Source organism: Streptomyces sp. NPDC127119 (assembly GCF_042677425.1).
Taxonomy (GTDB): domain Bacteria; phylum Actinomycetota; class Actinomycetes; order Streptomycetales; family Streptomycetaceae; genus Streptomyces.
The window spans coordinates 48,846-59,953 of the sequence record NZ_JBHXTO010000046.1; the positions used below are offsets into that span (position 1 = coordinate 48,846).

Genomic DNA, 11,108 nt, shown 5'->3' on the forward strand with positions numbered 1-11,108 from the left:
GGGGGTACGGCAGTTCAGCGGGAGCCCTTCGGGTCGAGCGCGTCACGCACGCCGTCACCGAAGAGGTTGAAGGAGAGCACCGTGATGAAGATCGCCACACCCGGGATCACCATGTACATGGGATCCGACTCGTAGTAGTCGATCGCGGCGGAGAGCATCTGTCCCCACGAGGCGGTCGGCGGCTTGACGCCGACGCCCAGGAAGCTGAGCGCCGCCTCGGTGAGGATGTTGGTCGGGATCATCATCGTCGTGTACACGATGATCGGAGCGACCAGGTTGGGCAGCAGCTCCTTGAACAGGATGTAGAACCGTCCGGCTCCGAGGCTGCGCGCGGCTTCGACGTACTCGCGTTCGCGCAGGGAGAGCGTCTGGCCGCGGACCACGCGTCCGACGTAGGGCCAGCCGAAGAAGCCGATGACCAGGATCATCACGAACAGGCGCACGCCCGTGCCGGTCAGACCCAGCATCTGGTTCGGCATGACCGAGACCAGCGCGATGATGAAGAGCAGCTGCGGGAAGGCCAGCAGGCCGTCCATGACCCGGCTGACGGCCGCGTCGACCCAGCCGCCGAAGTAGCCGGCGAGTACGCCGAGGATCGTGCCGAGCACCACGGCGACCAGGGCCGACAGGAAGCCGACCAGCAGGGAGATCCGGGCTCCGTAGACGATCCGGGCGAAGATGTCGCGGCCGCTGACGGGTTCGACACCGAAGAGGTGGTCCCCGCTGATGCCGCCGTAGGCCCCCTTGGGGGTCGAGAAGAGCGGGTCGATCAGGTCCTCGTGGTGCGTCTCGGGGTCCTGGCCGACCAGGTTCGCGATCACGGGCGCGAGCAGGGCGATCAGGATCAGCAGAAGTACGACCATGCCGCCCGCGAGGGCCAGCTTGTCGCGCTTCAGGCGCTCCCAGGCGATGCGGCCGAGGGAACGTCCTTGTACCGCCTTCGCCTCGGCGGAGCCGGCAACGAGCGCCGCCTCTTCGGCCGCGCTCGGCGCGGCTTCGGCCGTCGGCTCGTGCAATGGTGCCGTCATCGTGGCAGGGACCCCTCTCAACCGGCGGTAGCCGGCCCACGCTTGCCGCTGTAGCGGCGTGATCAGTCCGTCGTACACATCAGGAGGTTTAAACCTCCTGGACCGGGAGTCTTCAACGCCTCGGTGATCTGAAGCCAGACCTGAAGGCGAATGGATGCGCAACCGTGATGCCGTCAGGAGGGTTCCGTTATCCGAACGCCGGGTAACGGGGGTCGGACACATGACACTTGGGGCGAAAGGGGCCTCGCAACCCATTTACCCGCGTAGATAGGGACATTCCGCCCAGCGGCGGTACGGGTGTGGGAGCAGATGCTCCACTGGGTGGACTCCGCCTGACGGATCACGACCATCCGGCTGGATGGACCGTGTCCCTCCAGATCATCTCAGTACGTGCCGGGGAATCCGTAACCGCCCGCCGCCGGCGCCTGGACGGGAGCCGCGTGCGCCTCCCGGTCGTAGAACGGCCGCGCGTTGGCGCGCAGCCACAGAGCCACCGGGTCGTACTCGTCCGACATCGCGACGGTCGACACCGGCAGCCCGTCCGGCACCGCGCCGATCGACTGCTGCATCATCGCCCGCACCGAGTCCACGGCCGGCGGGCTGGTGTCGTACACATCGAGCCCGATGGCGAGGTACGGGGCGCCGAGCGCGGGCTGCACCCAGGCGCGGCGCAGCGAGCGGACGGCGGCCGTCCGGTGCGCGTTCTGCGTGAGCAGGGCGTAGAACTGCGGGATCTCGATGGCCGGTTCGGACAGCCGCAGCGGACCCGCGGGCTGCCGCTCCAGGCCGGTGGCGATGCGCCGCAGATCGAGCCAGGGGATACCGACGCCGCCGCCCGGCGCGTGCGGGTTCAGCCAGAGGCCGTAGTGGTCGGGGTACAGGGTGCGGGCGACGTCGAGCCCGTCGACCACCTCGTACGAACGGTTCCAGCCGCTGGCCGACAACTCCTGGGCGGAGGTCACACAGGGCGCGTAGCCGAAGCCGTCGACCTCCATGTTCCCGTACTGGGCGTCGGGCGAGCCCGCCTGGCCGTGCCAGAGCAGCATCCACACCTGACCGGACGGCGGGGTCGCCAGTGCGCGCAGAAGCGCCTCGTAGGCGTCGTAACGCCCGGGCGTCACTTGGCGCAGCATGTGCTCGACCTGCCCGGCCGCGGCCGTGCCCGACGCGCTCACCTTCTACCGCCCCTTCGCGACATCACTGACATACCGGTCCCGTTCGATGAGGTGTCCCGTTCACTTGAACATCGCACCACTCCGACCGAGCCATGAAACCAGCTTAAGTGGCGATCCCGACAGCACCGTTGCGCTCCGCCGGGTTTGGTGTTTTGAGCACGGGACCGTGTGTGATGCGTCGGGTGCGGGCCGTACGTGGCCGGCCGCGCCCCGCGGCGGAGCCGCACATCGAAACAGCCCCGCGCCCCTTTCGGGGCGCGCCCTGCGGGCGGCCCCGAAATAGCCCCGCCTAGAACGCCCGGGTGTAGAACGGGCGGACCTTCTCCCTCAGCCAGTCGCCCACCGGGTCCTGGGCCACGTCCAGGAAGACCAGGCTGACCGGGTGGGGCAGGGGGACCCGGCCGAGGGCGCGGCCCAGGGCGTCCAGGGGAACGGTGCGGGCGCTCTCGTCCCAGTGGGTCACCTCGACGCCGACGAACATCACCGTGTCGCCGCCCTCGATGCTCGCCAGACAGCGCCGGGCGCCCACCACGAGGCCGGTCGCGTCGAACTCCGCCGAGGCCGCGGCCAGGAAGTCCACCGGGTCGTCCTGCCAGTCGGGCTGGAAGAGCCGGACCCGGCCGCCGCTCGCGGGTCCGTCCAGTTCGGTCCGGCCCACCCGGCACAGTTCGGCGACGGCGGCCGGGGGCAACGGTATCCCGACCGTGCCGTCCGGGTTCAGGACGATGCCGGCCTGGGGCGGCAGACCGCGCGCGAACTCCACGGCGGGCGCCACCGTGTACGCCATGTGGTCACCGACGACCTGGCGGAACTGCTGCTCCGAGGTGAAGACCGGCACGTACGCCTGCCCGGCCAGCTCCATCGTGGGCAGGTCGAGCGGGCCGCTGTGCGGGCCGCCGCCCTCGGGCAGCGGCACCCAGATGAAGCTGCGCCCGAGGGTCTCCACGATCCGGGCCCCCGTCGAGGGCGACGGAGGGAGCCCCAGGGAGGCGGCGAGCACCTCCTCCACCTCGTTGCCGGGCCAGCCCATGTGGGGGTGCGCGTGTGCCGGAATGTCCTGTGCCGGGAAATCCATCTCTACCGCCTGCTCCAACCGCCGTGTGCGATGGCCGAGGTTAGTCGTCCTCAGTCGCCGAAATCGATGCGGCGCAGCACGTCCGCCGCGGCACGGTCGACGAGCACCGCGGAACCGCAGCCGTCGGGGAGGTCGCCCTTCTCCACCGAGCGCAGCAGCCGGGCGACCGCGCCGCGGTGGCGCGCGAACGCGTACCGCGAGACGCCACGGCCGCGTTCGCGCTGACCGTCGAGGGCCGTGCCGGGGTCGACGTCGAGGAGCAGCAGGTGCAGGGTGCCGCCGCGGCGGCGGGCGTCGCGGGCGAGCCAGTCGCGCACCCAGGCCTGCGTACCGCAGTCGTGGACGACGACGCCCTCCCCGGAGCGCAGGGCCCGGCGCAGGCCCGCGTAGTGCGCGGCGCGGACGAGGGGCCGGTAGACCGCGTACGGCAGGAAACGGGCCAGGCGCTCGTCCCAGCGGTCGCGGGTGTCCTGGGAGTCGATGAGGCGGCCGGTCACCGCCCGGCGCATCAGGGTCGATTTGCCGCTGCCCGGCAGGCCCGTGACCACCACCAGATCGGCCGCCCCGAAGCGCAGACCGTGCGGGCTGTGGCCCGAGCGCGCCCGCAGGTCGCGGACGACGGGGGTCACCAGCGGGTCGCACGCCTCCCTGGCCGGCGCAGGTGGCTGCTTGGGCAGCGCGATGCCCGAACTGGTCGCGTACGCCGTGGTCCTGTTCACCCTGATCGTCCTCCCCATGGGGTCGGCAGACCCATCTCCGTCGAGTGTAAAGAGAAGGTAATGCGCTGGTCCCCCTGTTTCTGTTCTTGTCCTGCCACAGCCCCGTCACAGATCACTGTGAACACCCTGGCCACCCCGTCCTGACCCCGTGCAGCCCCCTGCCGGAGCCGGGGGCGTGCAATGATGTGCCCGCCAACTGCATACCGGCCGCTTGAATCCGCGCGGGAGAGTTCCGGGAAACACGTACACGCAGGTGTACGAGTGCCCGGGCGCCGAAGGAGCAAGTCCCTCCCTTGAATCTCTCAGGCCCCCGATACCGCACGGACGAGGCACATCTGAAAAGCGGGCCGCCCCTGACCGTCAGGGCGTAGGCCCCACCCAAGGTGCAAGTCAGTGACCCCCGTGTTCGGCGGTGGTCACGGCGAACCTCTCAGGTTCCGATGACAGATGGGGAGGAACGACCTCGCCGTCATGCCTTGGGAGCCCCGCCGATGAGCAGCAACACCCCCGTCGAACCCCGCCGCACCGCCCTCGATGCCCTGCATCGCTCGCTGGGCGCGACCATGACCGACTTCGCGGGCTGGGACATGCCCCTGCGGTACGGCTCCGAGCGCGACGAGCACCTCGCCGTGCGGACCCGGGCCGGGCTCTTCGACCTCTCGCACATGGGCGAGATCACCGTGAGCGGACCGCAGGCCGCCGCGCTGCTGGACTTCGCGCTGGTCGGCAACATCGGCGGGGTGAAGACCGGCCGGGCCCGCTACACGATGATCTGCCGGGCGGACGGCGGCATCCTCGACGACCTGATCGTCTACCGCCTCGCCGACACCGAGTACATGGTCGTGGCCAACGCCTCCAACGCCCAGGTGGTCCTGGACGCCCTTACGGAGCGCGCCGAGGGCTTCGACGCCGAGGTCCGCGACGACCGGGACGCGTACGCGCTGCTCGCGATCCAGGGCCCCGAGTCCCCCGGCATCCTGAAGTCCCTCACCGACGCCGACCTGGACGGCCTGAAGTACTACGCGGGCCTGCCCGGCACGGTCGCGGGCGTCCCCGCGCTGATCGCGCGCACCGGCTACACCGGCGAGGACGGCTTCGAGCTGTTCGTGGCCCCGGCCGACGCCGAGAAGCTGTGGCAGGCGCTGACCGACGCGGGAGCCGCGGCCGGACTCGCCCCCTGCGGGCTCTCCTGCCGCGACACCCTGCGCCTGGAGGCGGGCATGCCGCTGTACGGGCACGAGCTGAGCACCTCGCTCACGCCGTTCGACGCGGGGCTCGGCCGGGTCGTGAAGTTCGAGAAGGAGGGCGACTTCGTGGGCCGCGAGGCGCTGTCCGAGGCCGCCGCCCGCGCCGAGTCGACGCCTCCGCGCGTCCTGGTCGGGCTGGCCGCCGAGGGCCGCCGCGTCCCGCGCGCCGGCTACCCCGTCGTCGCCGGCGGCAAGGTGATCGGCGAGGTCACCTCCGGCGCGCCCTCCCCGACGCTCGGCCGGCCGATCGCGATGGCGTACGTCGACGCGGAGCACTCCGCGCCCGGCACCGCCGGTGTCGGCGTGGACATCCGGGGCAGCCACGAACCGTACGAGGTCGTGGCACTGCCGTTCTACAAGCGCCAGAAGTGACACTGGTTCGCAAGCACCGCACGTGACGTCCGTCCGCAGGCGCCGCACGTGACGCCGGCCCGCAGGCGCCACACGTGATCCTGGGCACATCCGCCCAGCTCACCCGTACTCCCCCTGCATCAGCACTCACCCGCGTACAGGAGAATTCACGCCATGAGCAACCCCCAAGAGCTGCGCTACAGCAAGGAGCACGAGTGGCTGTCGGGCGCCGAGGACGGCGTCTCGACGGTCGGCATCACGGAGCACGCGGCCAACGCGCTCGGCGACGTGGTGTACGTCCAGCTCCCCGAGGTCGGTGCCGCGGTGACCGCGGGCGAGACCTGCGGCGAGCTGGAGTCGACCAAGTCGGTGAGCGACCTGTACTCACCCGTCACCGGTGAGATCACCGAGACCAACCAGGATGTCGTGGACGACCCCGCGCTGGTGAACACCGCTCCCTTCGAGGGTGGCTGGCTCTTCAAGGTACGGGTGACGGACGAGCCGAAGGACCTGCTCTCCGCCGCCGAGTACACCGAATTCTCCGGCTCCTGATTCCGGCTCCTCGCTAAGGACCCCAGACCGATGTCGCTTCTGAACACGCCCCTGCACGAACTCGACCCGGACGTCGCCGCCGCCCTCGACGCCGAGCTGAACCGTCAGCAGTCCACCCTTGAGATGATCGCCTCGGAGAACTTCGCCCCGGTCGCGGTCATGGAGGCCCAGGGCTCGGTCCTCACCAACAAGTACGCCGAGGGCTACCCCGGCCGCCGCTACTACGGCGGCTGCGAGCACGTCGACGTCGCCGAGCAGATCGCGATCGACCGGGTCAAGGAGCTGTTCGGCGCCGAGTACGCCAACGTGCAGCCGCACTCGGGCGCCTCCGCCAACCAGGCCGCGCTCTTCGCGCTGGCCCAGCCCGGCGACACCATCCTCGGCCTGGACCTCGCCCACGGCGGTCACCTGACCCACGGGATGCGGCTGAACTTCTCCGGCAAGCAGTTCAACGTGGTCGCGTACCACGTGGACGACGCCGGCCTGGTCGACATGGCCGAGGTCGAGCGGCTCGCCAAGGAGAACCGCCCCAAGGTGATCATCGCGGGCTGGTCGGCGTACCCCCGGCAGCTGGACTTCGCCGAGTTCCGCCGCATCGCGGACGAGGTCGAGGCCCACCTGTGGGTCGACATGGCGCACTTCGCGGGCCTCGTCGCGGCCGGCCTCCACCCGAACCCGGTGGAGTACGCGGACGTGGTCACCTCCACCACGCACAAGACGCTCGGCGGGCCCCGCGGCGGGATCATCCTCGCCAGGAAGGCCTTCGCGAAGAAGCTGAACTCGTCCGTCTTCCCGGGCTTCCAGGGCGGCCCCCTGGAGCACGTGATCGCGGCCAAGGCGGTCTCCTTCAAGGTCGCCGCCACGGAGGAGTTCAAGGAGCGCCAGCAGCGCACGATCGACGGCGCGCGCATCCTCGCCGAGCGGCTGACGGCCGCCGACGCCCGCGAGGCCGGGGTGAACGTGCTCTCCGGCGGCACGGACGTGCACCTGATCCTGGTCGACCTGCGCGAGTCCGAGCTGGACGGACAGCAGGCCGAGGACCGCCTCCACGAGGTCGGCATCACGGTCAACCGCAACGCCGTCCCGAACGACCCCCGGCCGCCGATGGTCACCTCGGGCCTGCGGATCGGTACGCCCGCGCTCGCGACCCGCGGCTTCACCGCCGAGGACTTCACCGAGGTCGCGGACGTCATCGCCGAGACCCTGAAGCCGGTCTTCGACGCGGCGGCGCTCAAGGCCCGCGTGACCTCCCTGGCCGAGAAGCACCCGCTGTACCCCGGTCTGGGCAAGTAGTTCCGTTTCGCGGGGTACCGCGCACACTGGAAGGCGCGCGCGGTACCCCGTTCCGTTCCGCCCTGTTCCACCCCGCTTCACCCCGTTTTGAGGAGTTCCCGTGGCCATCTCGGTCTTCGACCTGTTCTCGATCGGCATCGGCCCGTCCAGCTCCCATACGGTCGGCCCGATGCGCGCGGCACGCATGTTCGCGCACCGCCTGCGCAACGAGGACCTGCTGCCCCCCGTCGTCGCGGTCCGCGCCGAGCTGTACGGCTCACTGGGCGCCACCGGCCACGGCCACGGCACCCCCAAGGCGGTGCTGCTCGGCCTGGAGGGCGCCTCCCCCCGCACGGTGGACGTCGAGGGCGCCGACGACCGGGTCGAGAAGATCAAGTCGTCGGGCCGCCTCGACCTGCTCGGCGAGCACGAGATCGACTTCTCCTTCGACGACGACCTGGTGCTGCACCGCCGCAAGACACTGCCGTACCACGCGAACGGCATGACCCTGTGGGCGTACGACGCCTCGGGCGCCGAGGTGCTCTCGAAGACGTACTACTCGGTGGGCGGCGGGTTCGTCGTCGACGAGGACGCGGTCGGCGCGGACCGCATCGTGCTGGACGACACGGTCCTGAAGTACCCCTTCCGCACCGGCGACGAGCTGCTGCGGCTCGCCCAGGAGACGGGCCTGTCCATCTCCGCGCTGATGCTGGAGAACGAGCGGGCCTGGCGCACCGAGGAGGAGATCCGCGAAGGGCTCCTCGCCATCTGGCGCGTCATGCAGGCGTGCGTCTCGCGCGGCATGTCCCGCGAGGGCATCCTGCCCGGCGGCCTGCGGGTGCGCCGCCGCGCGGCCATGTCGGCCCGCCAGCTGCGCGCCGAGGGCGACCCGCTGGCCCACGCCATGGAGTGGATCACCCTGTACGCGATGGCCGTGAACGAGGAGAACGCGGCGGGCGGCCGGGTCGTCACCGCCCCCACCAACGGCGCCGCGGGCATCATCCCGTCGGTCCTGCACTACTACGTGAACTTCGTCGCGGGCGCCTCCTCGACGCCCGAGGAGAAGGAGGACGGCGTCGTACGCTTCCTGCTCGCCGCCGGCGCCATCGGCATGCTCTTCAAGGAGAACGCCTCCATCTCCGGCGCCGAGGTCGGCTGCCAGGGCGAGGTCGGCTCGGCCTGCTCGATGGCGGCGGGCGCGCTCGCGGAGGTGCTCGGCGGATCTCCCGAACAGGTCGAGAACGCCGCCGAGATCGGCATGGAGCACAACCTCGGCCTCACCTGCGACCCGGTCGGCGGCCTCGTCCAGATCCCCTGCATCGAGCGCAACGGCATGGCCGCGGTCAAGGCCGTCACGGCGGCGAAGATGGCCATGCGCGGCGACGGCTCCCACAAGGTGTCCCTCGACAAGGTCATCAAGACGATGAAGGAGACGGGCGCGGACATGTCCGTCAAGTACAAGGAGACGGCGCGGGGCGGGTTGGCTGTGAACATCATCGAGTGCTGAGCCCTCGGGGCCTGGCCTGAGGGCCTGCACTGAGGGGCGCGTGCTCCGGCGCAACCTTCAAGGCAGTTGTGCGCGTGAGGGTAGTGCGGGCCAAGTGCGGGAACCTCAAAGGGGATTGCCCCCCCACAGGCCCCAGGAAGCACGATCCGTGTTTCCGGCCACACCAGCACCAAGGAGTCACGCATGTTGCGCGGCATCGACGTAAGTGCCTACCAGTCGTCCTCGTACAGCACCGAGGGCCTGTCCTTCGTCTTCGTCAAGGCCACGGAAGGCCGGACGTACGTCAACCCGAAGCTGAGCGCGCAGACGAAGCGGGCCAGGGACGCCGGTTGTGTGGTGGGTTTCTACCACTTCCTGTGGCCCGGCAACCTCACGGCCCAGGCCGAGTACTTCGTCAGCAAGGCCCCGGAGAAGGCCGGCGACATCCTCGCCGTGGACTGGGAGACGACGGGCGAGGGAACCCACGCCAGCAACGCCGAGAAGGACCGCTTCATCCGCAAGGTACGCGAGTTGCGCCCGAACAACAGGGTCGTCCTCTACTGCAACCGGAACTTCTGGCTGAACGTGGACACGACCTCGTACGCGGGTGACGGCCTCTGGATCGCGGACTACGTGACGGCGGGCGAGCCCCGCATCCAGGCCAAGTGGCGCTTCCACCAGTACACGGACGACCCGCTGGACAAGAACGTCGCGGATTTCTCCAGCAAGGCCGCCCTGCGAGAATGGGCCGAGGACGCCTGACGAGGGGAGCCGCACGGTATGGGTGGGAGCGTTGCCGCGGTCAGCAGCAATGGGGCGTACTCGTTCACCAAGCCGAATCGCGCGAGCATCGTGCTGCTCGTGGGGCTCGGGGTCGAGGGTGATGTGCATGCCGGGGCGACCGTCAAGCACCGGTTCCGGATGCGGAAGGATCCCACGCAGCCGAATCTGCGGCAGGTTCACCTCATGCACGAGGAGCTGTTCGACGAGGTCCGGGGAGCCGGGTTCGAGGTCGCGGCCGGGGAGCTCGGCGAGAACGTCACCACCCGGGGCATCGATCTGCTCGGGCTGCCGGCCGGGACCCTGCTGCGGCTCGGGGACGAGGCCGTCGTGGAGGTCACCGGGCTGCGCAATCCCTGCGCGCAGATCGACACCTTCCAGAAGGGGCTCATGAAGCAGGTCGTGGGCCGGGGCGAGGACGGGAAGGCCCGCTTCCGGTCCGGGATCATGAGTGTGGTCGTCGCGGGTGGCCGGGTGCGGCCCGGTGACCCCGTGGAGGTCGAACTGCCGGCCGGACCGCACCTGCCGCTGGACATCGTCTGAGCGGGGGCGGAAAGAGTTACGCGGTGAAGTCCGGGGTGCGTTCCCTGGACGCCTCGGCCAGGGCCTTCGTCACCGCGTCCACGCCCTCCTGGAGGCCGTAGACGGGGGTGGCGGGCTGCTGGCGCCAGGAGTCGTCGAGGCCGCCCGCGTCCACGGTGTCGAAGCCGAGTTCGTCGATGAGGGCGCGTACGACCTGCTTGGCCGCCTCGTCGTCGGCCGCCACCGGGAGGGCGATGCGGTCGGGGGCGCCGGCCGGCCGGGGGCGGTCCAGGATGTCCTGCGCGTACGTGCCGTTGAAGGCTTTGACGACCGTGTGGCCGAGGTGCTGGGCCGTCCAGCGGGACTCCGTCAGCCCCTCGTCCAGGATCGCGGCGATCCGGCCGTCCCGCTGCGGGTAGTAGTTGCCGGTGTCGATGACGGTCACCCCGTCGGCCGCCTGGTCCAGCAGCCCGGACGGCAGGCCGGGGATCGCCTTCAGCGGGATCGTGACGACGACGATCTCGGCGCCCCGGGGGGCCTCCTCGACGCTGACGGGGGTGGCTCCGGTCTCCTCCGCGAGCGCGGTGAGCGTCTGCGGGCCGCGGGAGTTGGCGACGTACACGTCGTGCCCGAGTGCGGTGAGCCGGCGGGTGAGGTTGCCGCCGATGTTCCCTGCTCCGATGATGCCGATCTTCATGGGGGACTCGCCCTTCGAGGAGGTGGGTGGCTCCTGGCGCGATATACCAACCCCGGTTCATACCGGGCTATTCCGAGCCCCACCCGGATGGACGAACACGACAAAGGGGCGCCCCCCCTGAACCGGTGGGCGCCCCGTCCCGTCGGGTGACTTGTTGTTGTGGGGCCAGAACTCGTGGAACGAGAGCAGCTTGTAGCCGGTTTG

11 protein-coding genes and 1 riboswitch are annotated in these 11,108 nt (G+C 70.3%); of the genes, 6 read left to right on the plus strand and 5 right to left on the minus strand.

The window, feature by feature from the left end; genetic code table 11:
* Positions 1-14 precede the first annotated feature (14 nt).
* The 4 genes from ACFVH5_RS21035 to ACFVH5_RS21050 form a co-directional block, all read right to left on the minus strand.
* Complete coding sequence (locus ACFVH5_RS21035; protein ID WP_384807649.1) at positions 15-1,028, minus strand: ABC transporter permease; 1,014 nt, start codon at positions 1,026-1,028, stop codon at positions 15-17.
* Between the two features lie 383 nt (positions 1,029-1,411).
* Positions 1,412-2,203: an enhanced serine sensitivity protein SseB C-terminal domain-containing protein gene (locus ACFVH5_RS21040; RefSeq protein ID WP_210889652.1), complete on the minus strand. Its 792-nt coding sequence runs from the start codon at positions 2,201-2,203 to the stop codon at positions 1,412-1,414.
* Between the two features lie 289 nt (positions 2,204-2,492).
* On the minus strand, positions 2,493-3,278 hold the full coding sequence (locus ACFVH5_RS21045; RefSeq protein WP_384807651.1) for an enhanced serine sensitivity protein SseB: 786 nt from the start codon (positions 3,276-3,278) through the stop codon (positions 2,493-2,495).
* A gap of 50 nt (positions 3,279-3,328) precedes the next feature.
* Complete coding sequence (locus ACFVH5_RS21050) at positions 3,329-4,015, minus strand: AAA family ATPase (RefSeq protein ID WP_384807653.1); 687 nt, start codon at positions 4,013-4,015, stop codon at positions 3,329-3,331.
* Positions 4,016-4,209: 194 nt separating this feature from the next.
* Positions 4,210-4,326, plus strand: a riboswitch (glycine riboswitch).
* Between the two features lie 162 nt (positions 4,327-4,488).
* Between ACFVH5_RS21050 and gcvT the strand changes: the two genes are divergently transcribed.
* The 6 genes from gcvT to ACFVH5_RS21080 all read left to right on the plus strand — a co-directional run bounded on the left by gcvT (position 4,489) and on the right by ACFVH5_RS21080 (position 10,228).
* Positions 4,489-5,616, plus strand: a complete 1,128-nt coding sequence (gene gcvT / locus ACFVH5_RS21055) for a glycine cleavage system aminomethyltransferase GcvT (protein WP_385835152.1) — start codon at positions 4,489-4,491, stop codon at positions 5,614-5,616.
* Between the two features lie 153 nt (positions 5,617-5,769).
* Positions 5,770-6,147 carry a glycine cleavage system protein GcvH gene (gcvH, locus tag ACFVH5_RS21060; RefSeq protein WP_385835153.1) on the plus strand — a complete coding sequence of 126 codons (378 nt, stop codon included), beginning with the start codon at positions 5,770-5,772 and terminating at the stop codon, positions 6,145-6,147.
* Positions 6,148-6,177: 30 nt separating this feature from the next.
* On the plus strand, positions 6,178-7,440 hold the full coding sequence (gene glyA / locus ACFVH5_RS21065; protein ID WP_385835154.1) for a serine hydroxymethyltransferase: 1,263 nt from the start codon (positions 6,178-6,180) through the stop codon (positions 7,438-7,440).
* A 100-nt stretch (positions 7,441-7,540) separates the two neighbouring features.
* Positions 7,541-8,926 carry an L-serine ammonia-lyase gene (locus ACFVH5_RS21070; protein ID WP_385835155.1) on the plus strand — a complete coding sequence of 462 codons (1,386 nt, stop codon included), beginning with the start codon at positions 7,541-7,543 and terminating at the stop codon, positions 8,924-8,926.
* Positions 8,927-9,109: 183 nt separating this feature from the next.
* Positions 9,110-9,667, plus strand: a complete 558-nt coding sequence (locus tag ACFVH5_RS21075; RefSeq protein WP_385835156.1) for a glycoside hydrolase family 25 protein — start codon at positions 9,110-9,112, stop codon at positions 9,665-9,667.
* Positions 9,668-9,685: 18 nt separating this feature from the next.
* Positions 9,686-10,228, plus strand: a complete 543-nt coding sequence (locus ACFVH5_RS21080) for an MOSC domain-containing protein (protein WP_385835157.1) — start codon at positions 9,686-9,688, stop codon at positions 10,226-10,228.
* A gap of 16 nt (positions 10,229-10,244) precedes the next feature.
* Here the strand turns inward: ACFVH5_RS21080 and ACFVH5_RS21085 are convergent, their stop codons facing one another.
* Positions 10,245-10,949: an NADPH-dependent F420 reductase gene (locus ACFVH5_RS21085; protein ID WP_385835162.1), complete on the minus strand. Its 705-nt coding sequence runs from the start codon at positions 10,947-10,949 to the stop codon at positions 10,245-10,247.
* Between the last annotated feature and the right edge of the window lie 159 nt (positions 10,950-11,108).

What these genes read in the sequence shown, in the direction of transcription:
- ACFVH5_RS21075 (WP_385835156.1), top strand. Translation starts at nt 9,110, where the DNA reads ATGTTGCGCGGCATCGACGTAAGTGCCTACCAGTCGTCCTCGTACAGC.
- ACFVH5_RS21045 (WP_384807651.1), bottom strand. Translation starts at nt 3,278, where the DNA reads ATGGATTTCCCGGCACAGGACATTCCGGCACACGCGCACCCCCACATG.
- ACFVH5_RS21035 (WP_384807649.1), bottom strand. Translation starts at nt 1,028, where the DNA reads ATGACGGCACCATTGCACGAGCCGACGGCCGAAGCCGCGCCGAGCGCG.
- gcvT (WP_385835152.1), top strand. Translation starts at nt 4,489, where the DNA reads ATGAGCAGCAACACCCCCGTCGAACCCCGCCGCACCGCCCTCGATGCC.
- ACFVH5_RS21050 (WP_384807653.1), bottom strand. Translation starts at nt 4,015, where the DNA reads ATGGGGAGGACGATCAGGGTGAACAGGACCACGGCGTACGCGACCAGT.
- ACFVH5_RS21080 (WP_385835157.1), top strand. Translation starts at nt 9,686, where the DNA reads ATGGGTGGGAGCGTTGCCGCGGTCAGCAGCAATGGGGCGTACTCGTTC.
- gcvH (WP_385835153.1), top strand. Translation starts at nt 5,770, where the DNA reads ATGAGCAACCCCCAAGAGCTGCGCTACAGCAAGGAGCACGAGTGGCTG.
- glyA (WP_385835154.1), top strand. Translation starts at nt 6,178, where the DNA reads ATGTCGCTTCTGAACACGCCCCTGCACGAACTCGACCCGGACGTCGCC.